Here is a 26,759-nt window from a genome sequence, read left to right as displayed (position 1 = left end):
AAGATTGTGGACGCTACCCCCGCCTACGGCTACCATTTCAAAACATGACCATTTCCTCACCTTTGATTGACGTCGCCAACCTGCCAGACATCAACACCACTGCCGGCAAGATCGCCGACCTTAAGGCTCGCCGCGCGGAAGCCCAACTCCCCATGGGCGAAAAGGCAGTAGAGAAGGTCCACGCTGCTGGCCGTCTCACTGCCCGTGAGCGTCTGGATTACCTCCTCGATGAAGGCTCCTTCATCGAAACCGATCAGCTGGCTCGCCACCGCACCACTGCTTTCGGACTTGGCGCTAAGCGCCCAGCAACCGATGGCATCGTGACCGGCTGGGGCACCATTGACGGCCGCGAAGTCTGCATCTTCTCCCAGGACGGCACCGTGTTTGGTGGCGCCCTTGGTGAAGTATACGGCGAAAAGATGATCAAGATTATGGAGCTGGCTATTGATACCGGCCGCCCACTGATCGGCCTGTACGAAGGCGCGGGCGCACGTATCCAGGACGGCGCTGTCTCCCTGGACTTTATTTCCCAGACCTTCTACCAAAACATCCAGGCATCTGGTGTGATCCCACAGATCTCCGTGATCATGGGTGCATGTGCCGGCGGTAACGCTTACGGCCCAGCTCTCACCGACTTCGTGGTCATGGTGGACAAGACCTCCAAGATGTTCGTCACCGGCCCTGATGTGATCAAGACCGTTACCGGTGAGGAAATCACCCAGGAAGAACTCGGTGGCGCAACGACCCACATGGTCACCGCTGGTAACTCCCACTACACCGCAGCAACCGATGAGGAAGCTCTCGATTGGGTTCAGGACCTGGTCTCTTTCCTGCCTTCCAACAACCGCTCCATGGCACCAATGGAAGATTTCGATGAGGAAGAAGGCGGCGTTGAAGACAACATCACCGCTGATGACCTCAAGCTAGATGAGATCATCCCAGATTCTGCAACCGTTCCTTATGACGTGCGCGATGTCATCGAGTGCCTCACCGACGACGGCGAGTACCTTGAAATCCAGGCAGACCGCGCAGAAAACGTTGTTATTGCATTCGGCCGCATCGAAGGCCAGTCCGTTGGATTCGTCGCCAACCAGCCAACCCAGTTCGCTGGCTGCCTCGACATCGATTCCTCCGAGAAGGCCGCACGCTTCGTGCGCACCTGCGATGCGTTCAACATTCCAATCGTCATGCTTGTCGACGTCCCAGGCTTCCTCCCCGGAGCTGGCCAGGAATATGGCGGCATTCTGCGCCGCGGCGCAAAGCTGCTCTACGCATACGGCGAAGCAACCGTTCCAAAGATCACCGTCACCATGCGTAAGGCCTACGGCGGAGCATACTGCGTGATGGGTTCCAAGGGCTTGGGCTCTGACGTGAACCTTGCGTGGCCAACCGCACAGATCGCCGTCATGGGTGCTGCTGGTGCTGTTGGATTTATCTACCGCAAGGAGCTCATGGCTGCCGAGGCTAAGGGTCTGGACACCGTTGCACTGGCTAAGTCCTTTGAGCGCGAGTACGAAGACCACATGCTCAACCCTTACCATGCTGCAGAGCGTGGCCTGATTGATGCTGTGATCCTGCCAAGCGAAACCCGCGGTCAGATCGCACGTAACTTGCGCCTTCTAAAGCACAAGAACGTCACCCGCCCTGCTCGCAAGCACGGAAACATGCCACTATAAATCCCACAAATGTTTTAGGTGTAAAGAGCAAACCACTTAACATGGTGGTTTGCTCTTTACACCCTGCTTTTAAGACATAGGGGTGGCGCTGGGTTAACATGACGCTAACATCGCCGGTTAGTTAAACGATTAGTCTTCATAGGTTAATTCGTAGGTCGATTTTCTTTCAGCATGTGCACTACTTTTTTAAGAAGCTGCGCAGAATGTCTGAAATACTTTATCGATGTCAACCATGCGCATTATTCACTCTTGCCCTTAAGGATTTAGACTAAAAAACCATGACTGCAGCACAGACCAAACCTGATCTCACCACCACCGCTGGAAAGCTCTCGGATCTTCGATCCCGCCTTGCAGAGGCACAAGCTCCAATGGGTGAGGCCACTGTAGAAAAAGTTCATGCAGCTGGTAAGAAAACCGCCCGTGAGCGCATTGAATACCTGCTGGATGAGGATTCTTTTGTAGAGATCGACGCCTTGGCGCGCCACCGTTCCAAGAGTTTCGGTTTGGATGCAAAGCGCCCAGCTACAGATGGTGTGGTGACAGGTTATGGCACCATCGATGGTCGCAAGGTCTGTGTTTTCTCCCAGGATGGCGCTGTTTTCGGCGGCGCATTGGGTGAGGTTTATGGCGAGAAGATCGTCAAAGTTATGGATCTAGCCATCAAAACTGGTGTGCCACTGATTGGCATCAATGAGGGCGAAGGCGCACGTATCCAAGAAGGCATTGTGTCTTTGGGTATGTACTCACAGATCTTCTACCGCAACACTCAGGCCTCTGGTCTGATCCCGCAGATCTCTTTGATCATGGGGGCCTGCACTGGTGGACATGTGTACTCCCCTGCCCTGACAGATTTTGTAGTCATGGTTGATCAAACATCCCAGATGTTTAGCATCGGCCCTGAAGTAATCCAGACTGTCACTGGCGAGGAGGTCACTGAAGAAGAACTCGGTGGCGCACACACCCACATGGCTACTTCCGGCACCTCGCACTACACCGCTGCAACTGATGCTGAGGCTTTGGATTGGGTTCGTGAGCTTACCTCCTACCTTCCATCCAACAACCGTGCTGAAGCCCCACGCCGCACAGCTGACATCATGATCGGCTCCGTTAAGGAAAACATCAACGATGTGGACTTAGAGCTAGACAACATCATTCCTGATTCCTCGAACCAGCCTTATGACATGAAGGACGTTATTTCCCGAGTTGTCGATGAAGGCGAATTCTTTGAAGTCCAGGCAAACTATGCCGAGAACATCCTGTGTGGATTTGCCCGCGTTGAGGGACGTTCAGTTGGCATTGTGGCTAACCAGCCCACCCAGTTTGCTGGTTGCTTAGATATCAAGGCATCAGAAAAGGCAGCTCGTTTTATCCGCACCTGCGATGCGTTTAACATCCCACTTGTTGAGTTCGTGGATGCTCCAGGTTTCTTGCCTGGCACCACCCAAGAATTCGACGGCGCTATCCGCCGCGGCGCGAAACTGCTATATGCATATGCTGAAGCCACCGTCGGCAAGATCACTGTGATCACCCGTAAGGCCTACGGTGACGCATATTGCGTGATGGGTTCCAAGGATTTGGGCGCTGACCTAGTATTTGCGTGGCCTACCGCAGAAATCGCAGTGATGAATGCCGCAGGTGCCGTCGCGGCAATCTACAGCAAGGAACTCAAGCAAGCTGCCACCGAAGGCAAAGACGTTGCTGAGCTCATGAAGGGCTACGAGCAAGAATACGAAGACACGCTGGTTAACCCTTATGTTGCAGCCGAGCGTGGACTTGTCGATGCCGTCATTCCACCTTCTGAAACCCGCGGCCAGATCATCGAAGGTCTGCGTCTGCTGGATCGCAAGGTAGTCAATGTGCCTGCTAAAAAGCACGGCAACATTCCACTATAAAAAACTTTTAAAGGAGAACCATGTCTGAAGAAACCACTCAGGATATAAAAGCTGCAGAAAAACCATTCCTGCAGATCGTTTCCGGCAACCCAACCGACCAAGAGGTTGCCGCGTTGACCATGGTGTTTGCTGGTTTGGCTAAGGCTGCAGCGGCAGAGCAGGTGGCGTCGGCAAGCAAAAACCGCAACAACTGGGGCAACCTGGAAGAGCGTCTGAACCGCCCAACCACCTTCAACCCCAGCGCATTTCAGAATGTGAATTTCTTCTAATCAATGCAGATCGTTCTCGCTTCGCAGTCCCCGTCCCGCCGCCAGATTTTAAACTCGGCGGGCGTTGAGCCCCTCATCCACCCAGCCGACGTGGATGAAGACGCGCTCATCCGCTCCCTTAACGGTGCCGCGCCGGAGGAGATCGTCCGCCAGCTCGCGCTGGCTAAAGCCAAAGTGGTTGCGCCGTCCTATCCGGGCGACGTGGTCATCGGTGGCGATTCCATGCTGCTTATCGACGCCACCCTCCAAGGCAAACCCCACACCCGCGAAGCCACCATCGAAAGATGGAAACAACAACGCGGCAAACAAGCCACACTGATCACCGGCCACGCCATCATCTACGGCGACACCGTAATCACCGAGTCTTCTGCCACCACCATTTACTTCGCCGATGCCAGTGATACCGACATCGAGCGATACGCCGCCTCTGGTGAGCCGTTAGAATGCGCAGGAGCATTCACGCTAGAAGCTCTTGGTGGATGGTTTATCGATTCGATTGAAGGCGATCCTTCCTCCGTCATCGGACTATCCCTGCCGGTTGTTCGCCGTGCCCTATACCAATTGGGGTTCAACGCCAGCGATTTCTGGAATCGGGCCTAGAATTTCCCGTCTTCTTTGGTGATGCGGGCGATTGCTTGTTTTAACGAATCCGCTGCTTGAGTCAGTGACTCTTTTTGCTCCTTCAGCTTTTCTTGTTTGATCTTTGCGGCCTCATTCTCTGCCTTAGCGGCCTCAATTTGGGCTTTCAATTCCTTATTTTAGGCCCGTAATGCCGCATTTTCTTCACTAATAGAGGTCATGCACCTACTCTTTCCTAGCGCAAGGACTTATTCAAGACGGCGCTTCGCCTGGTGAGACATGGTTGGGGGTTGGGCAATCCCTCGCCCCGACTTGGGTCAAATTAGTGCCGAAATATGCTCGTTTAAGAGGTTGCGTCCCTGGACCCGGCATGAACCAGACCAGGAGACCCAAAATCTAAGTTTTCGAAGTTTGTGGGTCTCCTGGTTTGGTGTATCGCGCTAGGTACCAAACACAGAGACCCAACATTTAAGTTTTTGAAGATTCTGGGTCTCCTGGTTTGGTCGGGTCTAAAAATTGCCCTTGGAGCCGAAAGGTCATACCTCCCCAGAAGCGCTTCTCACGGGTTTTCAAGGTCTCGTGCATGCATAAGCTCATTTAGAAAACTCGAGGCCTTAAACAAACGATAAATGCCTATCGCTAATTTTCATGCCATCAGTGTTCAGCTTCCTGGTAAAGCTTCTTGGCAAACGAGCGCCGTCATACTCGACCAAATCCATAGGTGCTTCAAGCTTCCTTGGTCACCAGAACAATTTTGCAGTCCTCAAAAACGACATATGCGACCAAGAACGTCTATTCCCGGAGCAGTTTTGGTCACCAGGTGAAGTAGGGCCAGAAGAGCACCCCTTTAAAATCGCCTCTCAAATCCTCGTGTCCACCAAATGTCTCAGTTTTTAGGCCACGAGCAGTCTGCGCATATTGCTCCATAAGAATGGGGCCAACGACTGCGCGTACTCATCAGACATATGGTTGCCATCGCGGTAGACGTAAATATTGCCGATCACAGGAATACACAGATCATCTGGGCAGAACCACCGGGAGGTATCTACCGCCAACATGTTGTTTCTAGCAGCAAGTTCCTTTTCTGCAGGATCAACTGGTGCGTAGAAATTATCCCGGGTTATTGAGCAATCAACTAGCGAGCGTTCTTCCTCATAACATTGAGACACCATCCAGCCTTGCCCACTGGGCTCAATAAACCATGGGTTATCGCGAAGCCCCATGAATGGGATGTTGTGGTCTTCTAGAAAGTCCCAGAGGGTGATATAGGATTCTGGAACTTCGTCAATGCCTCGGCCTTTTTCTAGCAGTGGGCGCGTGGAGTTTGAGATCACCAAGTCTGGTTGAACTTCGGCGAGGCGTTCAATGACTTTTTCGTTGAATTCGATGCATTCTTCGCTGAAAATTCCATCAAGCTCATAGGCGAAAGTCGGGCAGGATTGGCGCACCAGAGGGATTACTTTGAAGTTGTGTTGTTTGCCCAAAGAGTCCAGCGGCGCCATCCACTGCTCGGCGTGGGATCCGCCCACCAGGTAGACCTCCACGGTGGAATTCGGGTCGCCGAAGGTACAAAATTCTGGATCGTAGTTATCTGGCATCAGTTCGGACGGATCATCACCAAACACAGACATACAGCCCTTTGCCCACGCTGGTGACACCGTATCGGCGAGAACATAAGGATTCGGCTGTGGATCTACCTCAGGCGCATCAAATCCAGTCAGAGCCAGGGCTCCGGGGTAAATCGCTGGATCAAGATCACTGGTTTGGGTATCTAACACTCGTTGGTAAAGCAATTGTGGTGACGATGTCAATGCCAGCGCTACCACCACAACCGCGGCACCAGCGTAAGCACGCATGCGTGCCGGCCTACTGCCGCGAAGCTTTTTCAACGCCTCAGCACTACGGGATTCCCTAAACACCGGGCGCTTGCCTTGCTGCTGCATAGGCTTTTCGACGTATCTGTTCGTCAGTTGAGCCAACCCAACCGATAAAACAATCACAGCGATACCCAGCCATATTGAAGGCTCATCTTGGTTGAGCATTGCCGTGAAAATAATCAGCAAAGGCCAGTGCCACAAATACAACGGATAGGCGATATCACCTAGCCAACGCATCCATTTGCTGGATAAGAAAACAGAAACCTTGCCATCACCCAGGATCACTAAACAAGCTCCCAGGATTGGATACAGCGCTGGGATTCCAGGGAACGTGTGCGCACCATCCATGAGGAAACCAGTGGAAAGCACCATGAATAGTCCCACACCAGCAAGGATCGATTTCGTCCGTGCCGTTAGGAAAATCCGAGGCGCATGCAGTACTAACAACGCACCAAGACCAAGCTCCCAGAACCTAGTAAAAGTGGAATAGTAGTTGACCGATTGATCAACGAAGTACCACACAATCGCAGCAAAAAACGAGACCGACGTAAGCACTGCAAGCACCGGAGTAGCCAACTGCACAGCCGAATACTCCGGTCGGTAACGACGAATCAAGATGATCGCCATGCTTAAAACAATGGCAAAGAGATAAAACTGCCCCTGCACTGCCATCGACCACAAATGCTGGAACGGACTTACTTCTGCCGATGCCGCCTCATAAGATGCACCTTGCGCTGCCAATTCCCAGTTTTGAACATAGAAAATACTCGCTACAGCTTGGTTAGCTATTTCTATTCTTTGCAGCCTTGGTACCCACAGCATGATGACCGCCATGGATACGCCCAACACCAAAACTAATGCGGGAAGTAACCTGCGCAAGGTACGCCAAAAAGGCCACCACGGGTTGATGGAGGAATCCGACCGATCGGCGTAACGCAACTGCGACCCAAGGAAGAAATATCCAGAAAGCAGCAAGAACACATCAACGCCACCGGAAACTTTTCCTACGAAAACGTGGAATAACACCACAAAGGCAATAGCAATGCCACGCAGTCCATCGAGGTCATATCTGTAACCGGATCTCGGCACTTTTTGGGTAGGTGAAGTGGGCTTGCCACGTTGTCTGGCTTCTTTTAGAACTTCGGAAAGTCCTTTGGCCGGTCCCACCTAAAACCTCATTTCGTTATCCTGCTCAGCTTAACGATCTTCTCACATTTGCCTTTGAAGTTAGGATTAGGGACATGGTTCAAATTAATGACATGCTTGCCCCTCCTCCAGTGAAACTTCCGGAGGATCCAGCACTCGGTGCAGATCCAACTCTTACCTCCACCGCACTGGAACATCCTGACAGCCCATTGGTGTGGGCACATAGAGCTGAACAGCTTATCAAAACTGCCTCAAATGATGAAGAAAAGATCCAAGCCTATGCTTTTGCACGCACGGGCTACCATCGCAGCCTCGACCGTTTGAGGGCAAATGGTTGGAAAGGTTGGGGTCCTGTCCCCTACTCCCACGAACCTAACCAGGGTGTGTTGAGGGCTATCGCTTCCCTCGCATTGGCCGCAAAGCTTATTAGCGAGACCAACGAGTATGACCGTTGCCGCCAAATGCTTTCCGATGCCGATCCAGAGTCCGTGGCAATCCTTCTGGACGCTTAAAATTCTTGGGGTTTGTCGCCACCTTAACTTCGATACCAGTCGGTTTTAGGGGGAAATCCAACTGGTATCGAACTTAAGAAATCGCCCTTTTAACCCCAACTCGCTCACCGCGTTTTTAAGACGTCCAAAATCTGCAACGCGCATTGATATGGGTAGGGCCCTAAAAAGCTCTTAGAAGCGCTTCTGGAGCCCCATGATTTTCATGCCCAGGCGCCAAAATTCCCTCCACACAGATGCGACCAAACATACGTGACAAGAAATCCCAAAAACCCGAATTTTTGGCACGTATGTTTGGTTTACCTCAACTTAAACCAGACTGTTCTGTGTCAAGACGTTGTGCACGCTTAAGGTCAAGACGTTGTGCACGCTTAAGGTCATGACCTTGTTCACGCACAATGTCATGACCTTATGCACGCACAGTGTCATGACATTGTGCACACCCTAAGACCCCACCACAGGCATAATCCCAGGCTGCTGACAATAGATTGATACCTACCTGAGGCGCTCAGAGGTACACGATCATCACATTCGACCCATATACCCCGCGCAGTCCATCAATCACAGGGTTCTGAAGTCGGCTTAGAACCTCCCCCGGAAGGCTGTTCCTGCCCGACTGGCACAACGGATAGTTTCCCAAGGCCAAGTCAGCCCACTGAGCGAATGTGAACCATCGATTCCATGAGCGGGCTACTGTTCTTGCCAAGGGTGGGTCTCACATCAATTTGCTGCAGCATTCGTGGAGTGTGGATAAGCCACCCGCCACCGCTGTGGCAGCGTAAACGTGATGAGGCAAAGCATCGATTCAACTCACTCGAGCCCGGGGGATCTACTGCACTAAAACTGGTACTAAAGCCAGGGGTTGGTGTGCACACCGCTGCGGATCAGTGTGTGCACAACCTAGTGAGGTAGAACGTGCACAAAGAGTAGATATTGAGTGTGCACAACGTGCTGACACTTTACAAACTTAAACCAGACAGGGATGACAAAAATTCATAGAAATCAAAATTCTTGTCACCTATGTTTGGTGCAAGGTTGGTGCAAGGCACTCGACAGCCAAACCCGACCAAACCCCACCACACGAATGCGCTGATTTGAAGTGGCAAGGTGTGGGAGGGAGGCGTCGAAAAGCAAAATCTTTAAGCCGTAATGCGTTTGATCGCTTCGGAGGCAACTAGCTGCTGGATGCCCATATCGAGCTCGGAGGTAAAGCCGACGCAGGAGCAGTTGATCTCGCCGAGCACGTAGGTGTCTTGGCCGTCAACGACGTCGCCGAGCATGAAATCAGCTGTCCAGATCAGTGGAATGTTGTCGCCACCTAGCTTTTCGGCGATGACGGGGCGCGCTTCGGCGAATAGATCGATCAAATCTTGCCACTGTTCTGGTTTGTCGTAGGTGTATTGCGCCCCGGAGAACAGTGTGGCGGAGAAGTTGTCTTCGCCTTCGGCGGGTTTTTTGTGCACTACAAAAACTGGGTGCGGGCCGACTAGGAGGATGCGGATTTCACCTTCGACGATGCGGGGCATAAAGCGCATATCAACCAGCATGCCGTTTTCGCCGATGATGTATTGGTCGCAGAAGTCCATAAATTCACCCAGCTGGCGGATTTCGGTGTGGTTATCCACTGCTTCCGTGCATTTGATTTCGGTGTCGAGCGGGAGTGCTGTGCCTGGCTCAATTGATGCGGCTAATTTTTTATCGGCCAGCTGGACGCGCCAGATACCAGAACCTGTGGATCCACGGTTTTGTTTGAGCACGCGCTCACCATAGGACAGTGACGTGGGAAAAACTTTGTGGAAGGTTTCCACATCGTAATAGGCCTCGGTATCTGTTGGAACGAGGTCAGTTTGCGACAGCTTTACCAGCGCATCTTTTGCGCCATACGCCATCATTTCCTCAGGCGTGGACATTCCCACTAGCCCGGCTTCGGTCAGACGGGTCAGCAGATCAAAGTAGCCGCGCTCGCCGCCGGGGATGTTGCCGGGGTTTACGCGTGAAATGTAACCATCAAAATTTTCGGAGACATACTCAAAGAGGTTTTCTGTCCACTCGGGCCGGTAGTAAACAACCTCTGCGTGCCATCCGGCATCTTTGATGGAGTTGACGATGGGCATGGTGTCTTTACGGTGTCCGTCGAAGTACTTGTCGGAGCCGCCTTCGACTTCAAAAACAACGATGCTCTTGTTCATGGGTGGTGGATTTCACTTTCTCATAACTTGAAACGTTTGCGGGTTGAGCGTTTCAAGAGGTGATCAGCTGCGTTAAAAACTAAATTTTAAACACTGAATTTTTAACACGTTTTACTAGTTCAACGTGGGAAACCCTCAAATCTTAAAACACCAAAAAGTGAGCTTAAACGTTGGGTATTTTCACATTGACAAGATAGACAATAAAGCACGATTCATGTTCTTTGCTGCCCAACCACTCTACTAGTAATTAAGGACACAAAGGACGTTAAGCAATATGCTGGGATACAGTATTAGAGTTTCACCCGTTTATGGAAGGCAGCGACCCCACATGGCAGTACCATTTGATCCATTTCCCGCGTTCGAGGAGTATGCACACCCTGAAAGGATTGTCTCCGCATCGTGGCTTTCCGCTCGTCTGGGTTCACCTGGTCTAAAGGTTGTGGAGTCCAATGAAGATTCCCTCCTTTATGATATTGGACACCTCCCAGGAGCTGTGCGCATTGACTGGGCAAAGGACCTCAACGATCCCCTCACCCGTGATTTCATTGACGGCGAGGCGTTTGCGGAGTTGATGAACCGCAAGGGCATTGCTCGCGATGACACCGTTGTTGTCTACGGCGACAAGTCCAACTGGTGGGCTGCGTTTACGCTGTGGGTTTTTGAGCTGTTCGGACACTCGGACGTTCGCCTGCTCAATGGCGGCCGCGACGCGTGGATGGCCGAGGAACGCGATACCTCTTATGTGGTCCCGGAGTACCCTTCTGCCAACTACCCCGTTGTAGAGCGTGTCGACGAAGGCCAGCGCGCGTTTGTGGCTGAGGTGCTCAGCTCGCTTGAGGCGTCAAAGGGTTTAAAGCTTATCGACGTACGGACCGCTTCGGAGTTTTCTGGATTGGATGAATACGGCAACCCAACTTCTGGCCAGGGAGTCCTTCGCGGTGGACACATTCCAGGTGCAGTCAACCTCGATTGGTCCGATGCTGTGCTTCCCAACGGTAATTTCCGCACGCGTGCAGAATTAGACAAGCTGTACGCAGAGCTCAACCCAAGCGATGACACTGTTGTCTACTGCCAGGTTGGTGATCGTGCCTCCCACACCTGGTTCGTGCTCAAGTATCTGCTCGGTTTTGACAACGTGCGAAACTACGACGGTTCATGGGCTGAATGGGGCAATATGGTTCGCATGCCGATCGAAACTGGCGAGAACACCGAAAAATAACTTTTTGGTGTCGTAAAATGCACATATCGTCTTTTGCCTGATCAACCACCTATTTTTCTGCCTAAATCCAGAAAATTTCTTCAGAATATGAGTAAATCCTCATATCTGGTTAAGTTCTTCGCGGGTGAATGTGCAAGAATAATCACTATTGGTCAGGCAACTATGTGCCGACCCACTGAGTCATCAATTTAAATCAGGAGTTATTAGTGTCAGTCGAGACTAGGAAGATCACCAAGGTACTTGTCGCTAACCGTGGTGAGATTGCAATCCGCGTGTTCCGTGCAGCTCGCGATGAAGGCATCGGATCTGTCGCTGTCTACGCAGAGCCAGATGCAGACGCACCTTTCGTTGCTTATGCTGACGAAGCTTTTGCCCTCGGTGGTCAAACTTCCGCCGAGTCCTACCTTGTCATTGACAAGATCATCGACGCTGCCCGCAAGTCCGGCGCAGACGCCATCCACCCAGGCTACGGCTTCCTGGCTGAAAACGCTGACTTTGCAGAAGCAGTCATCAACGAAGGTCTGATCTGGATTGGACCATCACCTGAATCCATCCGTTCCCTCGGCGACAAGGTCACAGCTCGACACATCGCAGACAACGCCAAGGCACCAATGGCCCCTGGCACCAAGGAACCAGTAAAAGACGCAGCAGAAGTTGTAGCTTTCGCTGAAGAGTTCGGTCTTCCAATTGCCATCAAGGCAGCTTTCGGTGGCGGCGGACGTGGCATGAAGGTTGCCTACAAGATGGAAGAAGTCGCTGACCTCTTCGAGTCCGCAACTCGTGAAGCAACTGCAGCTTTCGGTCGTGGTGAGTGCTTCGTGGAGCGCTACCTGGACAAGGCACGCCACGTCGAGTGCCAGGTCATTGCAGATAAGCACGGCAACGTTGTGGTCGCCGGAACCCGTGACTGCTCCCTGCAGCGCCGTTTCCAGAAGCTTGTTGAAGAAGCACCAGCACCATTCCTCACCGATGAGCAGCGTGAACGTCTGCACTCCTCTGCAAAGGCAATCTGCAAGGAGGCTGGCTACTACGGCGCAGGTACCGTTGAGTACCTCGTTGGTTCTGACGGACTAATCTCCTTCCTCGAGGTAAACACCCGTCTCCAGGTGGAACACCCAGTCACCGAAGAAACCACTGGCATTGACTTGGTGCGTGAAATGTTCCGCATCGCTGAAGGCCATGAGCTGTCCATCAAGGAAGATCCAACACCTCGCGGACACGCTTTTGAGTTCCGTATCAACGGTGAAGATGCCGGCTCCAACTTCATGCCTGCACCAGGCAAGATCACCGGCTACCGCGAACCACAAGGACCTGGTGTCCGCATGGATTCCGGCGTTGTTGAAGGTTCGGAAATCTCTGGACAGTTCGACTCCATGCTGGCGAAGCTGATCGTGTGGGGCGACACCCGCGAGCAAGCTCTGCAGCGTTCCCGCCGTGCCCTTGCTGAGTACGTTGTCGAAGGCATGCCAACTGTTATCCCATTCCACCAGCACATCGTGGAAAACCCAGCCTTTGTTGGTAATGAGGATGGCTTCGAGATCTACACCAAGTGGATTGAAGAAGTCTGGGACAACCCAATCGCGCCATACGTTGATGCTTCTGAAGCTGACGACGAAGACGAGAAGACCCCAGCGCAAAAGGTTGTTGTTGAAATCAACGGCCGTCGCGTTGAGGTTGCTCTCCCAGGTGATCTAGCACTAGGCGGTGGCTCCACCGGTCCAAAGAAGAAGGCCAAGAAGCGTCGCGCAGGTGGCGCAAAATCTGGTGTTTCCGGTGACGCTGTTGCAGCTCCAATGCAGGGCACTGTGATCAAGGTGAACGTTGAAGAAGGCGCAGAAGTCAACGAAGGTGACACCGTCATCGTTCTTGAAGCCATGAAGATGGAAAACCCTGTGAAGGCTCACAAGTCCGGAACTGTTACCGGCCTTGCTGTCGCCGCAGGTGAAGGCGTGAACAAGGGCGCTGTTCTCCTCGAGATCAAGTAACCCTTTCTCACTTTAATTAAAACCGGGTGCTATCTGAGGTTTCAGATGGCACCCGGTTTTGGTCTTCTTTGCCAATCACCAGACTGTGGCGAAAGCACAAGCTAAAATTTGTGTAATTGTGTGGTGTTGGCCTTAGGGTTTATGTAGAAATAGTTAAACCTCGAGGTCTAGAAGCTTTTGAGGAGGATTGCCACGAATGTCAAAACTCTATGCAGGGGCTCGGATCAATGCGCTGCGTCGAAGCCAAAAGCTCACGCAGGCAGCACTGGCAAAAAAGTTGGATCTATCCACGAGCTATCTCAACCAATTAGAAAACGACGGGCGTCCGCTCACCGCAACAGTACTGCTTCAACTGATGGACGTTTTTGATGTTGAGGCCAGTTATTTCTCCCCCGATCGAAACACTGCGATTGCTACCAGGCTCGCTGAAACTTTGGCAATCAACCAAGGCCCCACGATGTCGATGGACGATTTGTTGGATTTCACGGATCGTTTCCCTCAGTTGGCTCAACACATCATCCAACCCGCAGATGTTGATCCCACACACAGTTCAGCACATGACTTTGTTCGGGACTATTTTTCTACCCACAAAAATCACATCGATTCTTTGGATCGTCTTGGGGAAGAACTAGCGGCAGTCATTGGCCAACCGGGACTTCGGGTCACCAGGTTCGCGCAGTTACTTGATGATGACTACAACATCACAGTACGGTTTCGGGCAAGTGACTTATCCAGCCGAAGGCATTTTGATCCATTGTCCCGCCAAATTCTGTTGCGACAAGATCTCACCGAGGCGCAGCAGTGTTTCCAATTGGCTGAAGAATTAGCGTTCCTAGCTCATTCGGATCTCCTAGATACGCTCACCACCGATCAACCAGAGCTTCCTACTGAGGCTGCAGTACGGCTTGCAAAAGTTGGGCTGTCTCAGTATTTTGCCGCAGCTTTGGTCATGCCGTATACCCGTTTCCTCAACTTTGCACGGGACAAAAACTACGACATCGATTTGATCTCTGAAGCCTTTGGAGTGTCTTTTGAATCTGCCTGCCACCGTTTATCCACTTTGCAACGCTTAGGGGCAGAAGGTATCCCCTTCTTCTTTGTACGCTCAGATCGGGCAGGAAATATTTCCAAACGCCAATCCGCAGCAACCTTTCATTTTTCACGGACGGATGGGACATGCCCACTGTGGGCACTGCACCGCGCATTTGAACGTCAAGGGGATATCACCCGACAGGTTGCCAGGATGCCCGATGGGCGCACTTATTTGTGGATTGCTCGTTCAGTTAAAGGCCGCACGCATGGTTTTGGGAATCCTGTCGCGGAATTTGCCATTGGTCTTGGGTGCGATATCAGCGAAGCCCCTGGTCTTGTGTATTCCCAAGGGCTGAATTTGGATCCGGAATCAGCTGCACAGATCGGCCCTGGGTGTAGGATCTGCCCACGAGAAAACTGTGTGCAACGAGCTTTCCCTCCGTCGGGGAAGGATTCGATTCGCCCTGTCCCTGATCAACTACTTCCCCGCTAAAGGAAACGCATAACATTATGGAACCCATGGATTTAAATGGTGGGCGCTTTTATGCCCGCAAGCTCACCTCAGATAACAGGATCGACGACGTTCCAGCGCTATCATTAATCCGCCCCGATGCCTCGGAATTCATCGCGGGGGCTGCCGATGCCTGGCACGAAGACAGGGAATATACGTGGGCGATTTGTGAACAAACAAGTGTCGAGCTTTTAGCCCTTGCACGACTGGATCTTAAAAAGCGCACTCTGGACGTCCTGCCAGCAGGTGACCTGGATACGCAGCTGCCCAATGATCCGGTGCTTGCTCCCAAAACCATTGGTGATGCTGTGTTAGAGGGCCGCGATACGATCATTCGGTGGGCTGAAGGGTTCCTTGGACTGAATCTCGCAGACAAATCTCACTAAGAGAAGGTCCCAATCGAGGCTGCAACAAGCTTCAAACCATCCACTATTTTTAGTCCCGCAGCTGATCCAATCTCGCTTTGGGGAAGATATGCCACGTTGGCATTCGTAATCGCAGGAACTTCGGCAAGAGCCGGGTTGGTTAGAAGGTCTGCAAAATCTGCTCGTCCTTGCCCACGGAAATCTTCTACCAAGATCACATCGGGTTGAAGCGCAAGGATCTGTTCTGGATCAGCAGCTACTGTTCCCACTGCCCCCAGTTCTCCGTTGACTGAATAACCGCCTGCTTCTTCAACCAGACCGTTAAGCATTGCTGATGTGGGTACAAAAAATCTTTGTCCACCCCTAGCCATCAAGCTCAGCACTCTGGGTTGTCGTGTTTTATCCACTGCTGTATCTACTTCAGCTCGTTGCGCCTTAATCTCTTCTACTAAACGATCGGCTTTATCTTCCTCGCCTACAAGCTGGGCGATGTCAGTAAAAGTATCCAGTAAGGAATCAATATCGGACCAGTTACTCGACTCAAAACTAGCCACCTGCACACCAGCCTGATTAAGGATATCGGCGGTATCATCTTCTGATTCATGCCGTGATGTCAGTAGCACCAAGTCAGGATCCAAGGACAAGATTTGTTCCGGATCAACCGTTCCCCCAGCTGGCAGCACTGTTTCAACTGCTGGTGTGCCTGCTCCACGGTCGGTGGTTGCCACAATGCGTTCAGCCGATACGAGTTCTTCTACGAGTACTGAGGCATCACCTGAGAGCACAACAATATTTTCAGCAACAATATTTTCTGCTTCACTGACTGCTAAAGCCGGTCCGTCTGGTGTTGATGAGCATGAAGCCAACCCAAAAATCGCGACCAGCACCAAACCCATCACTTTAGTTTTCATGTGAGCCTCCGGCTAGATCTTCTTGGATTAAATCAAAGTTGATCTCTGCCCCAGCCATCACACCTTGGGCAGCCGAGCCATACACCATGGCCATGGGTGCTTGAGCATTTCCGGCAACCCATACGCCTTCGATGGGAGTGCGCCCACTTTGCGAAGCCGGAATGAATCGCCCAAAGTCATTTTCTTCCAGGTCACCACCCAACTGGGTGTACAAGGTGGGATCGACAAGTGGGCGTGTAGCAACCACGATGTGATCGCACACCAGACCATCACCACTAGCCAGTTCTACATTCAATTTCTCGCCTGCATCCCCTACCCGAACAACATCAGTGCCTACAACGCGCACGCCCGCGCGATCAAGGTTGATTTTTGATTGTTCATCAAGCTCAACTGTGCCCACAAAAGTGACTTTTGAAGACAACTGCGAAAACATCAAAGCCTGGTGTGCAGACATCGGAGAAGTACCCAGAACGACGATCTCCGAATCTCGTGCCTCGTATCCGTGGCAGTACGGGCAGTGCAACACCTTGTTTCCCCACAGCTTATTCAGACCTTCAACATCTGGAATGTCATCTACCGCGCCGTGTGCCAAAATCACGCGCCGGGAATGAAGGAGGGAGGCGTCGTCAAGCGTTATGGCGAAGGAGGAACCAGTACGCTGTACCTTTGCTACGCGCCCGGGCTTAATGCTCACCCCATATGAGCGCGCTTCGGCGCGTCCTTTTTCTAGCAGCTTGGCTGGCGCGATGCTTTCTTGGCCGAGCGTGTTGTGCGCTGCGTGGGCAAATCTGTTTCGTGGCTGACCTGCATCGATTACGGTGACGCTGCGTAGCGACCGGCCAAGTGCGACCGCGGCGGCGAGCCCTGCGGGGCCGGCGCCGACGATGGCGACATCAATTAGGTCCAAGGACATGGGTGCTCCTAGATAGGGAAAGGCCTAAACAGCCTTATTGAAAACAATGTGCAATAAAAGAGTACACTTGCCCAAGGATTATTGAAAACCATTCCCAAGAACAGGAGTTTCTCATGCTGCGCGCCACCCCAGTGACAGTGCTCTCAGGCTTTCTCGGATCCGGAAAAACCACTCTGCTGAACCAAATTCTCAAGCACAGAGGCTCGAAAAAGATCGCAGTTATCGTCAACGATTTTTCAGAAATCAACATTGATGCAGCCCTCATCGCAGCCGAAGGTCACCTCACCCGCGGCGAAGACCGCTTCGTCGAACTAACCAATGGATGCATCTGCTGCACCCTGCGTGAAGATCTGGTGGATTCCGTCGGGGAGCTTGCCAGCAGTGGACGATTTGATCACATCGTCATTGAGTCCACCGGAATCTCCGAGCCAATGCCCGTGGCTGCGACCTTCGAATGGCAATGGGAAGACGGCACCCGCCTGGCAGACAAAGCCCCCATCGACACCATGGTCACACTCGTTGATGCCACCCAATTTATTGATTTAATCCGCAAGAACACCACGCTTAACGACGCCGATATGGGCGCAACCGAAGATGATGAACGCACCATCGCAGACCTTCTTATCGATCAAGTTGAATTCGCCGACCGCATCTACATCACCAAATCTGACCTGGTAGATCGCAGCCACCTTGAGCAAACCCGGGCACTGATCGCCAGCATGAACCCGCGCGCCCGCATCGACCTGCTCATCGACGGTCTCAGCACGTCAGGCAGCCTGATCACCGACGATATCCTTGGCGCATTTCTCTACGACGAAGCCACCGCCCGCATCTACGAGGGCTACACCGAAGAATTAGAAAACCCGCACACCCCAGAAACCGAAGAATACGGCATCAGTTCCGTGGTATTTCGCTCCGATCGACCTTTCCACAAAGACCGCCTCCTTCACGCGCTTCGTTCCACTACCGGGCTCGTGAGGTCGAAAGGTTATTGCTGGATCACTGACCACCTAGATATCGTCCAAGTCTGGCACCAAGCAGGCCCCAATTTAAGCATTCGTCCAGCCACATATTGGTCTAATTCAGAGATCACCCCCGGCACAGAATTGGTGTTGATCGGAACTCACATCGACGGCCCAGCCCTCCTCGCACTGCTGCAAGCCGCAGTACTCACCGACGAGGAAGTAGCCGCTTTGGTTTAATGCATCGCGTTCGCTAGCCGCGCCCGGGTTTCCACTGCCACAGGATCCAGCGGATCAAACAAATGCAATAGCTCAACGATCCGCTGGATAGCCTCCGGCTGTGACAAAAATCCAACGAGGTACTTAAGCGCAGCATCCGGCTGATCCATCAACACATACATATCCGCCGCCGCCAGCGCCTTGCCCACATTGCCCGGATCCCGGCGCGACTGTTCAATTGGATCTGATGCTCGATCCGCCGCCATCCGCGCCAACACCGACACCGCCGCGTGCGCCCGCTTCACGGTGACATCCTGCGGTAATTGCTCATACAACACCAACGCAGCTGCAAACTCGCCGGCGTTCACCAACTCCGCCGCCCGCCACAGGCGCGGGTCTTTTTGCTTATCGACGCCTCCCTCCTCCACCTCCACCAACTTTTCCCTTGACACGAAATGATCAAGCCACTGCTCTACCTCTTGAGTGTTAAACACGTTGAATTCTGCAATACTGGCCCCATCTTTTACCACATACACCACCGGGATCTGTCGTGGTTTAAACCTAGCCACCACGTCTGCACTGCGATCTGGATCGACGATGGCAATGACAAACCGGCCGCGGTTATTTTGCTGGAACTGCACAATATCTCGCTGCAACTCTGAAAATGTGGGCAACAGCGAATTGCCGATTATCACCACCACATCAATCGAACGCGATGCATCTTCCACTGCAGTTTTAAGGCTCGCAGAGGTCACCTGCGTAATTTCAGCCAGTTTCCGTTCTTCAGGAGCGGCTATTTCAACTACCCCTTGTGGTGGGATGTGGCCGGTGACTTCTAGATCTCGGCGCAATGTTGGTGAGCAAGAATCGTGAACATGGTTTTCCATACTCGCTAATAGTAATGATTTTCAATAATGGTGGCTGACGCCTTTTACAGCCCGTTTAAGCGGCCAGATTTTGAGAGGGTGCATTTACATCATCGGGGATCTACAAAGCCTTGAGAGACGATTCTATGAGGTCGCTTTTTCTAACCGCTTTCTCCGACCTTGCGGCTAATTTCACCTAGAGACCAAGCAAGCCTTTCTGAGGACAATTTTTGGTCAAATACGATCGTTTCCCGGCCAGCAAAATTGATCTGGCGACCAAAAACCTCGGAAGCACACACGGATTTGGCCGTATTTGACGGTTGGTGGAAACTACCCCAACCAGATCGCAAAAACCAACCAACAGAGGCTTTCAGTAATCATGTTTTACAAGTCATTTAAGTAGCCGAAAATTCCGGATAGGTATTTGCATCACCCCGGGTTACACGCGAATCTGTGAGGTCACTTTTTTAGGCCTCTTTCATAAGTTTCGCGCTTCATTTCATCTGACGACCAAACCGGCTTATGCTGTGGAAACTTTTGGTCAAATACGATCGTTTCCCGGCCTACAAAATTGATCTGGCGACCAAACACCTCGGAAGCACACACGGATTTGGCCGTATTTGACGGTTGGTGGAAACTACCCCAACCAGATCGCAAAAACCAACCAACAGAGGCTTTCAGTAATCATGTTTTACAAGTCATTTAAGTAGCCGAAAATTCCGGATAGGTATTTGCATCACCCCGGGTTACACGCGAATCTGTGAGGTCACTTTTTTAGGCCTCTTTCATAAGTTTCGCGCTTCATTTCATCTGACGACCAAACCGGCTTATGCTGTGGAAACTTTTGGTCAAATACGATCGTTTCCCGGCCTACAAAATTGATCTGGCGACCAAACACCTCGGAAGCACACACGGATTTGGCCGTATATGCCGGTTGGCGGCAACTGCCCCAACCAGACCACCATATCAAACAGAGAAAAAGCTCCGCCCCTTCTGCCGACTGCACAGAAGGAACGGAGCTTTTACCAACAGGTTAGGCAACGACGACGATCAAGTCGCCACCTTCAACCTTGGTTGCTGCAGGAACAACAACGCGGTCAATCTTGCCATCAACAGAAGCAGTAATGGTTGCTTCCATCTTCATGGCCTCAATGATTGCCACTGCATCTCCAGCCTTGACTTCATCACCTTCAGCGACGGTCACGGTGACCACACCTGCGAATGGTGCAGCAACATGGCCCTTGTTGGAGGTATCGGCCTTCTCAGCGGTTGCGGTAACTGACTCAACAGAGCGATCGCGCACACGCATTGGGCGGATCTGACCGTTGACATTTGCCACGACATTGCGCATGCCCTTGTCGTCTGGTTCGGAAATCGCGTCCAGGCGTACCAGCAGTGGGGTGCGAACATCCGGCAGACGGATTAAGGTTTCACGACCCTCAACCAAACCGTAGAAGAACTCACGATCATCAAGCGCTGAAGTATTGCCGAAGCGACGGCGGTGCTCTAAGAACTCCTCAGTTGGCTTCGGGAACAACAGACGGTTTAGGCTGTTTCGGCGCTCAGTGGAGTCATCCGAGTCCAGGTGCTGTTGTTCTTCGGCTGGCACTTCAGTCAACGGTGCCTTGCCTTCAGAACGTCCCTCGAGTGCGCGGGTGCGCAGTGGTTCTGGCCAGCCACCTGGAGGGTTACCCAGTTCACCGCGAAGGAACGCGATGACAGAATCTGGGATGTCATATTTTTGTGGATCTGCGGCAAAGTCTGCAGGATCAACACCTGCGCCAACAAGGTGCAGAGCTAGATCGCCAACAACCTTAGATGATGGGGTGACCTTGGTTGGTCGTCCCAGCATTTCATTTACTGCTGCGTAGTTGTCTTCGATCAGTTCGAAGCGATCTGCAAGGCCCAGCGCGGTGGCTTGTGCACGCAGGTTGGATAGCTGTCCGCCTGGGATTTCGTGGCGGTAAACACGTCCGGTTGGCCCTGGGGTGCCAGACTCAAATGGTAGGTAGAGTCCGCGTACTGCTTCCCAGTATGGCTCCAGGTCAGAAACAGCTTCAAGGCTTAAGCCCGTATCGCGACGAGTGTGTGCGAATGCAGCCACAATGGCAGACAATGAAGGCTGTGAGGTGGTACCAGACAGTGGCGCAGATGCACCATCTACTGCATCGGCACCAGCTTGAGCTGCAGCCAGGTAGGTTGCTAGCTGTCCACCAGCGGTGTCGTGGGTGTGCACGTGAACAGGTAGATCAAATTCACGGCGCAGCGCGGTCACAAGCTTGGTTGCTGCCGCTGGTCGAAGCAGACCTGCCATATCCTTAATGGCAAGAATATGAGCGCCAGATTTGACGATCTCTTCTGCCATCTTCAGGTAGTAGTCAAGGGTGTAGAGTTTCTCATTCGGATCGGAAAGATCACCAGAGTATGCCATGGCCACTTCTGCCACAGAAGTTCCGGTCTCCAAGACAGCATCGATTGCTGGGCGCATCTGAGAAACATCATTGAGCGCGTCAAAAATGCGGAAAATATCGACACCAGAATTAGCTGCTTCATTAACAAAAGCACGACACACGGAGTCTGGGTATGGAGTGTATCCCACGGTGTTGCGTCCACGCAGCAACATCTGAATATTCACATTCGGCATTGCCTCGCGCAGCTCATCAAGTCGCGCCCAAGGATCCTCAAAGAGGAAGCGCATGGCCACATCGTAGGTAGCTCCGCCCCAGGCCTCCACGGACAACAGCTCAGGAGTTAGCTTTGCGACGGCCTCCGCCGCAGGAATCAGCGCGAACGAGCGGACGCGGGTCGCCAGCAGCGACTGGTGTGCATCACGGAAGGTGGTATCAGTAACCGCTAGCGCATCCTGCTCACGCAAGTCACGAGCAAAAGCTTCTGGCCCCAGTTGCTTGAGGCGATCACGGGAACCACGAGGCAGCGCCAAATCTTTAATATTTGGCAACTTGTCAATCGGAGCTGCCACATTCTTAGGCTGGACGCCGTGTGGTTTATTGACCGTAACATCTGCCAAGTAGTCCAGAATTCGACCTTGCTCATCATCAGCAGGTGGAGCCTGGAGCAAATGAGGATGGTCTGCAATAAATCCAGTAGCAATACGCTTGGAGGTGAAATCCTCTTCACGCAGCAAAGCACGGAGGAAACCAATGTTGGTGGCCACACCTGAAACGGTGAATTCAGCCAGCGCACGCTGCGCACGAGCTACTGCAGTTTCAAAGTCAGATCCACGGCAGGTCATCTTCACCAGCATGGAATCGAAGTGCGCGGTGATTTCACCACCGAGCTGAGCTGCACCATCAAGACGAACTCCGGCTCCACCTGGGGAACGGTATGCGGTAATAGTTCCGGTATCTGGGCGGAAGCCGTTGTTTGGATCTTCGGTGGTAATTCGGCACTGCAAGGCTGCACCGTGAGTCTTGATTTTATCTTGGGTCAGACCCAATTCCTTCAAGGTTGCTCCAGCTGCCAGACGCATCTGAGCCTTGACCAGGTCTACTTCAGTGACCTCTTCAGTCACAGTGTGTTCAACCTGAATACGAGGGTTCATCTCGATGAAAACGTGGTTGCCTTTTTCATCAACCAGGAATTCCACCGTACCGGCACCTTGGTAACCAATGGACTTGCAGAACTTCACCGCGTCAGCACAAATGCGATCACGTAGTTCTGGATCCAAGTGCTGTGCTGGTGCAATTTCTACGACTTTCTGGTGTCGACGCTGCAACGAGCAATCACGCTCGAACAGGTGAATAACTTCTCCAGTATGATCACCAAGGATCTGCACCTCGATGTGCTGAGGGTTAATAACCGCACGCTCGACATAAACTGACCCGTCGCCAAAAGCAGCTTCTGCTTCGCGGGATGCTTCTGTAGCTAGTTTAGGAAGTTCTTCTGGGGTTGGCACAAAACGCATTCCACGTCCACCACCACCAGCAACCGCTTTAACGAAAAGTGGATAAGTCTGGCCTTCAGCACTTTTAACGATCTCATCAATGTTTTTGCTGGGGGTAGATTCAGCCAAAACTGGCAATCCAGCCTTCTTCGCAGCGGTAACTGCACGAGACTTATCGCCAGTGAGATCTAAAACCTCTGGGGTTGGGCCGATAAAGGTAATGCCGTTTTCAGCGCATTCGCGCGCTAGCTGAGCATTTTCAGACAAGAAGCCGTAACCGGGGTAAATGGCATCTGCTTTAACTTTCTTGGCAGCACCGATAATTTCATCGATGTCCAAATATGCCTTAACCGGTGATCCTTCAGTACCAATACGGACAGCCTCAGAAGCAAACGAGCGGTGGAATGATCCACGATCTTCTCGAGGGTAAATCGCCACCGTGGCTGCACCTGTTTCAAGCGCTGCACGGAAAGCACGGACCGCGATTTCACCGCGGTTTGCAACCAGGATCTTTTTGAATGCTGGAAGCGTGGAAGATGTGTTAGTCGACACTAGAGTAATTGTTCCTTTCAACAAGAGACCACCAAGGGTGATAGCAGTCACTTCGTCCCCATATCGTAACCCCCGATTCCCCCAATCAAACATCGATTTCCGTTTTGGATTTAAGGTTTCCCACCCAGACTCCCCCTGACCTGCACAACTACTCATCATGCCGCATGAAATAAACCCCCCAATTTCTAACCCCGTCGCCCCATTCGAGTTAGCCAAGGTTGCCAAAGCTGGCCAACTTTGACGCATTTAACCGCCCCCACCTGCAGACATCTGACGTCTTAAGAATTTTCAGAACTTTGCAAAATTAGCAAAATCATCAGTATGTGCTTAACAAATACAAAAACCCGGGCACGCTAGAAAGCGGTCCCGGGTTTTTGTATTTTTAGAAAATTTAGCCTAGATCATCATGCTGTACCAGCTGACGAGCCGCCTCTGTAATAGAGCCGGACAGGGATGGATACACAGCAAAGGTTTCCGCTAGATCTGCAACTGTCAATCGGTTGGTTACCGCAACAGCAATCGGCAAAATCAGCTCAGAGGCCGTAGGTGCCACAACGACACCACCGATGATCAAGCCGGAATTGCGTCGGCAAAATAGCTTGACAAAACCGTGGCGCAAGGAACGCATCTTGGCGCGTGGGTTGGTTGCCAAAGGCAGCACAACCACGCGTGCCGATACTTCGCCTGAATCAACCTGCGCGTGAGTAATACCCACAGCAGCAATCTCTGGGCGGGTAAACACTGCAGTAGCAACGGTCTTCAACCGGATGGGGCTAACACCTTCACCAAGTGCGTGATACATCGCTATACGGCCCTGCATCGCTGCCACAGAAGCAAGTGGGAACAAATCGGTGCAGTCACCGGCTGCGTAAATACCAGAGATGTTGGTGCGGGACACGCGGTCAACCTTGATGTGGCCAGATGGTGCCAGCTCAACACCAATATTTTCCAAACCTAGATCGGCGGTATTTGGAATGGAACCAACAGTCATCAACGCATGGGAACCGTAGATCTCACGGCCATCAGAGGTGCGGACACACACGCCACCGTCGTCAGTGCGCGTTACTGATTCCACACGAGCGTGCTTTTCTAGAGAAACTCCACGCTCAGCCAGAACCGTTTCCAACACGTCTGCAGCATCGGCATCATCATGAGGCAAAATGCGATCGCGGGATGCAACCATGGTGACTTTGACACCGAGTTCAGCAAAAGCTGAGACAAACTCCGCACCAGTGACACCAGAACCAACGACAATGAGGTGGGTTGGTAGTTCGTCAATGTCATAGACTTGGCGCCAGGTTAGAATGCGCTCACCGTCTGGCTCGGCACCTTTAAGGATGCGAGGTGTTGCACCCGTAGCTACCAAAACAAGATCGCACTCAATGGTTTCTTCGGTGCCATCATTGTGGGTGACTTTGATGTAGTGAGTGGTCTGCTTGGTGTTGTAATCATCAAAGCGTCCAACACCGTTGATCATGCGGACATCTGAACGCTGCAACTGACCCAAGATATCTTCGGACTGCGCTTTAGCTAGGTCCTTGACACGAATATTGAGCGCGTCAATTTCTAGGTGTGCTTTACCAAGCCCACGATTCAATCCCATGTCATCAGCACGGCGGAGGTCTGTTTTAATTCCGGTACCGGCAATGAAGGATTTGGATGGCACGCAGTCCATGGTGACGGCAGATCCACCCACCCCGACATCTTCAATAACGGTGACTTCTGCACCGTATTTAGCGCCTGCAAGTGCAGCTTCATAGCCTGCAGGTCCACCGCCGATAATTACGATCCTCTTTGCCATTAAGGCACCTCCACACGTGTGAGCTGGGTGAATGCATTGTTGAAACCTCTGATGCGCGGTTTCAAGTCTAAATGATTAAAGCTGAGTCGGCCTGGGTGACGTATCAGCAATTTAGAGCCAGCCCTACACACTACCCCCATTAGGCGTTTAAGAATGCTTCGGACCGGGTGCTGTACTGCTGCACCAGTGATCCAAACAACCTGACACCGACTCCAATGGCTCTTTCATCCACCATTAAGTCGCTTTGATGAAGGTCTTGTTTAGGCCCATGACCCGACCAACAACCCAACCGAGCCATGGATCCAGGCACGTGTTCTAGGTACCACGAGAAGTCTTCTCCACCGGAAGATTGCGGCGCTTGAACAACTGATTGAGTGTCCATATCGCGCGCTGCGCTGGCCAACAAAGCGGTGGCTACGTCGTCGTTAAGCACTGGTGGAACGCCCGGATTGTAGATCAGTTCATGGCTGACTCCAGTGGGTGCTAGCACCTGTTCCACCAGCTCAGCGATCAAAGGACGCATATCCCGCCAGGTTGCAATATCGGCGGTGCGCAAAGTGCCCGACACGTTTCCAGAATCGGGTATCGCATTTGGAGCATAGCCTGCGTTGATGGTTCCAAAGACCAACACCGTACCGGTGCGTGGATCCACACGACGGGACAGCAACCCGGGGAGATCAACCACCAATTTACTCAAGGCATAGACAACATCCGCAGACAAGTGTGGACGTGCGCTATGTCCCCCTTCGCCCTTGACTCTGATTTCTATCACATCTGAGGCTGAAGTGATCGCTCCGGCGCGTATTCCTACCCGCCCCACCTTCAATTTGGGCTCAACATGGATGGCGTAAATCGCGTCCACACCGTCAAGGCCACCGTGAGCAATCACATCAGTTGCGCCACCGGTCATCACTTCCTCGGCTGGTTGGAAAATCACACGAATACCGATGGGAAGCTCAATGGTGTTAAGAGCGCATGCAAGCGCTAAAGCAATCACCGTGTGCACATCATGCCCACATGAATGCGCAACCCCGGTGGCGGTAGATGCAAATGGAAGACCTGTTGATTCCACCAACGGCAAGGCATCAATATCAGCACGAAACGCCAGGCGAGATTCACTTTCTGGGCCGATATCTACCATCAACCCAGTACCGGGAAACCTGTGGGGATTCATACCGTGCTCTTCAAGAACGGAAGCCAAATACTCCGTGGTCCGGTATTCCATGTGGGAGAGCTCTGGATGGCTATGCAAATGTCTGCGCCACTTTATGACCTCATCATGGTGGCGGTCCATCCATGAGGCAACCTGCGCACCAATTTCCATCACGTGAAATACCTTTCTGTTATGTCCGCAGGCATATCAGGAAAACCTGCAGCGCGGT

19 protein-coding genes are annotated in these 26,759 nt (G+C 52.3%); 10 read left to right on the top strand and 9 right to left on the bottom strand.

The features are described 5' to 3' along the window. The first annotated feature begins 44 nt into the window (after positions 1-44). The 4 genes from N24_RS04310 to N24_RS04295 all read left to right on the top strand — a co-directional run bounded on the left by N24_RS04310 (position 45) and on the right by N24_RS04295 (position 4,437). Positions 45-1,676 (top strand): acyl-CoA carboxylase subunit beta, encoded by a 1,632-nt coding sequence (locus N24_RS04310; protein WP_096454651.1) that lies wholly within the window; start codon positions 45-47, stop codon positions 1,674-1,676. A 278-nt stretch (positions 1,677-1,954) separates the two neighbouring features. After that, positions 1,955-3,568 carry an acyl-CoA carboxylase subunit beta gene (locus tag N24_RS04305; protein WP_096454649.1) on the top strand — a complete coding sequence of 538 codons (1,614 nt, stop codon included), beginning with the start codon at positions 1,955-1,957 and terminating at the stop codon, positions 3,566-3,568. 20 nt (positions 3,569-3,588) lie between these two features. Then, positions 3,589-3,837 carry an acyl-CoA carboxylase subunit epsilon gene (locus tag N24_RS04300; protein WP_096454647.1) on the top strand — a complete coding sequence of 83 codons (249 nt, stop codon included), beginning with the start codon at positions 3,589-3,591 and terminating at the stop codon, positions 3,835-3,837. A 3-nt stretch (positions 3,838-3,840) separates the two neighbouring features. Then, positions 3,841-4,437: a Maf family protein gene (locus N24_RS04295; protein WP_096454645.1), complete on the top strand. Its 597-nt coding sequence runs from the start codon at positions 3,841-3,843 to the stop codon at positions 4,435-4,437. Here the strand turns inward: N24_RS04295 and N24_RS16205 are convergent. After that, positions 4,434-4,586 carry a hypothetical protein gene (locus tag N24_RS16205; protein WP_157736395.1) on the bottom strand — a complete coding sequence of 51 codons (153 nt, stop codon included), beginning with the start codon at positions 4,584-4,586 and terminating at the stop codon, positions 4,434-4,436. The genes N24_RS04295 and N24_RS16205 overlap by 4 nt on opposite strands. Before the next feature lie 723 nt (positions 4,587-5,309). Then, the gene (locus N24_RS04290; protein ID WP_096454643.1) at positions 5,310-7,460 is read right to left on the bottom strand and encodes an acyltransferase family protein; all 2,151 of its coding nucleotides are present in this window, start codon (positions 7,458-7,460) and stop codon (positions 5,310-5,312) included. 74 nt (positions 7,461-7,534) lie between these two features. On the opposite strand from N24_RS04290, the gene N24_RS04285 reads away from it, so the two are divergent. Beyond that, complete coding sequence (locus N24_RS04285) at positions 7,535-7,951, top strand: DUF3151 domain-containing protein (protein WP_096454641.1); 417 nt, start codon at positions 7,535-7,537, stop codon at positions 7,949-7,951. Between the two features lie 1,136 nt (positions 7,952-9,087). Here N24_RS04285 and N24_RS04275 read toward each other — a convergent pair. Continuing rightward, positions 9,088-10,137 carry a Cj0069 family protein gene (locus N24_RS04275; RefSeq protein WP_096454637.1) on the bottom strand — a complete coding sequence of 350 codons (1,050 nt, stop codon included), beginning with the start codon at positions 10,135-10,137 and terminating at the stop codon, positions 9,088-9,090. A 328-nt stretch (positions 10,138-10,465) separates the two neighbouring features. Between N24_RS04275 and N24_RS04270 the strand changes: the two genes are divergently transcribed. From N24_RS04270 to N24_RS04255, 4 genes are all read left to right on the top strand, one after another. Next, entirely contained in the window at positions 10,466-11,356 is an 891-nt protein-coding gene (locus N24_RS04270; protein ID WP_096454635.1) for a sulfurtransferase, read from the top strand. Positions 11,357-11,562: 206 nt separating this feature from the next. Further along, a complete protein-coding gene (locus N24_RS04265; RefSeq protein ID WP_096454633.1) occupies positions 11,563-13,341 on the top strand; it encodes an acetyl/propionyl/methylcrotonyl-CoA carboxylase subunit alpha in 1,779 nt (592 codons plus the stop codon). A gap of 196 nt (positions 13,342-13,537) precedes the next feature. Continuing rightward, the gene (locus N24_RS04260) at positions 13,538-14,866 is read left to right on the top strand and encodes a helix-turn-helix domain-containing protein (protein ID WP_096454631.1); all 1,329 of its coding nucleotides are present in this window, start codon (positions 13,538-13,540) and stop codon (positions 14,864-14,866) included. Between the two features lie 17 nt (positions 14,867-14,883). Then, positions 14,884-15,270 (top strand): hypothetical protein, encoded by a 387-nt coding sequence (locus N24_RS04255; protein WP_096454629.1) that lies wholly within the window; start codon positions 14,884-14,886, stop codon positions 15,268-15,270. On the opposite strand, the gene N24_RS04250 is transcribed toward N24_RS04255, so the two are convergent. Both N24_RS04250 and N24_RS04245 read right to left on the bottom strand, forming a co-directional pair. Continuing rightward, positions 15,267-16,160, bottom strand: a complete 894-nt coding sequence (locus N24_RS04250) for an ABC transporter substrate-binding protein (RefSeq protein WP_231910866.1) — start codon at positions 16,158-16,160, stop codon at positions 15,267-15,269. The two genes, N24_RS04255 and N24_RS04250, sit on opposite strands and share 4 nt — an antisense overlap. After that, positions 16,150-17,073 carry an NAD(P)/FAD-dependent oxidoreductase gene (locus tag N24_RS04245; protein WP_096454627.1) on the bottom strand — a complete coding sequence of 308 codons (924 nt, stop codon included), beginning with the start codon at positions 17,071-17,073 and terminating at the stop codon, positions 16,150-16,152. The genes N24_RS04250 and N24_RS04245 overlap by 11 nt, the downstream gene beginning before the upstream one ends. Positions 17,074-17,186: 113 nt before the next feature. On the opposite strand from N24_RS04245, the gene N24_RS04240 reads away from it, so the two are divergent. After that, positions 17,187-18,275, top strand: a complete 1,089-nt coding sequence (locus tag N24_RS04240) for a GTP-binding protein (protein ID WP_096454625.1) — start codon at positions 17,187-17,189, stop codon at positions 18,273-18,275. On the opposite strand, the gene N24_RS04235 is transcribed toward N24_RS04240, so the two are convergent. The 4 genes from N24_RS04235 to N24_RS04220 form a co-directional block, all read right to left on the bottom strand. Beyond that, entirely contained in the window at positions 18,272-19,141 is an 870-nt protein-coding gene (locus tag N24_RS04235; RefSeq protein WP_096454623.1) for a YbbN family protein, read from the bottom strand. The two genes, N24_RS04240 and N24_RS04235, sit on opposite strands and share 4 nt — an antisense overlap. A gap of 1,012 nt (positions 19,142-20,153) precedes the next feature. After that, a complete protein-coding gene (locus N24_RS04230; RefSeq protein ID WP_096459706.1) occupies positions 20,154-23,576 on the bottom strand; it encodes a pyruvate carboxylase in 3,423 nt (1,140 codons plus the stop codon). Positions 23,577-23,967: 391 nt separating this feature from the next. Next, positions 23,968-25,377 carry an NAD(P)H-quinone dehydrogenase gene (locus N24_RS04225; protein ID WP_096454621.1) on the bottom strand — a complete coding sequence of 470 codons (1,410 nt, stop codon included), beginning with the start codon at positions 25,375-25,377 and terminating at the stop codon, positions 23,968-23,970. Between the two features lie 139 nt (positions 25,378-25,516). After that, entirely contained in the window at positions 25,517-26,701 is a 1,185-nt protein-coding gene (locus N24_RS04220) for a M20 family metallopeptidase (RefSeq protein ID WP_096454619.1), read from the bottom strand. Between the last annotated feature and the right edge of the window lie 58 nt (positions 26,702-26,759).

Source organism: Corynebacterium suranareeae, from assembly GCF_002355155.1.
Classification (GTDB): domain Bacteria; phylum Actinomycetota; class Actinomycetes; order Mycobacteriales; family Mycobacteriaceae; genus Corynebacterium; species Corynebacterium suranareeae.
This window is presented reverse-complemented; position numbering and strand designations above follow the sequence as displayed.

Excerpts from the sequence above, each read along its gene's own strand:
- N24_RS04310 (WP_096454651.1), top strand. The coding sequence starts at position 45 with ATGACCATTTCCTCACCTTTGATTGACGTCGCCAACCTGCCAGACATC.
- N24_RS04305 (WP_096454649.1), top strand. The coding sequence starts at position 1,955 with ATGACTGCAGCACAGACCAAACCTGATCTCACCACCACCGCTGGAAAG.
- N24_RS04300 (WP_096454647.1), top strand. The coding sequence starts at position 3,589 with ATGTCTGAAGAAACCACTCAGGATATAAAAGCTGCAGAAAAACCATTC.
- N24_RS04295 (WP_096454645.1), top strand. The coding sequence starts at position 3,841 with ATGCAGATCGTTCTCGCTTCGCAGTCCCCGTCCCGCCGCCAGATTTTA.
- N24_RS04285 (WP_096454641.1), top strand. The coding sequence starts at position 7,535 with ATGGTTCAAATTAATGACATGCTTGCCCCTCCTCCAGTGAAACTTCCG.
- N24_RS04275 (WP_096454637.1), bottom strand. The coding sequence starts at position 10,137 with ATGAACAAGAGCATCGTTGTTTTTGAAGTCGAAGGCGGCTCCGACAAG.
- N24_RS04270 (WP_096454635.1), top strand. The coding sequence starts at position 10,466 with ATGGCAGTACCATTTGATCCATTTCCCGCGTTCGAGGAGTATGCACAC.
- N24_RS04260 (WP_096454631.1), top strand. The coding sequence starts at position 13,538 with ATGTCAAAACTCTATGCAGGGGCTCGGATCAATGCGCTGCGTCGAAGC.
- N24_RS04255 (WP_096454629.1), top strand. The coding sequence starts at position 14,884 with ATGGAACCCATGGATTTAAATGGTGGGCGCTTTTATGCCCGCAAGCTC.
- N24_RS04250 (WP_231910866.1), bottom strand. The coding sequence starts at position 16,160 with ATGAAAACTAAAGTGATGGGTTTGGTGCTGGTCGCGATTTTTGGGTTG.
- N24_RS04245 (WP_096454627.1), bottom strand. The coding sequence starts at position 17,073 with ATGTCCTTGGACCTAATTGATGTCGCCATCGTCGGCGCCGGCCCCGCA.
- N24_RS04240 (WP_096454625.1), top strand. The coding sequence starts at position 17,187 with ATGCTGCGCGCCACCCCAGTGACAGTGCTCTCAGGCTTTCTCGGATCC.
- N24_RS04235 (WP_096454623.1), bottom strand. The coding sequence starts at position 19,141 with ATGGAAAACCATGTTCACGATTCTTGCTCACCAACATTGCGCCGAGAT.
- N24_RS04225 (WP_096454621.1), bottom strand. The coding sequence starts at position 25,377 with ATGGCAAAGAGGATCGTAATTATCGGCGGTGGACCTGCAGGCTATGAA.
- N24_RS04220 (WP_096454619.1), bottom strand. The coding sequence starts at position 26,701 with ATGGAAATTGGTGCGCAGGTTGCCTCATGGATGGACCGCCACCATGAT.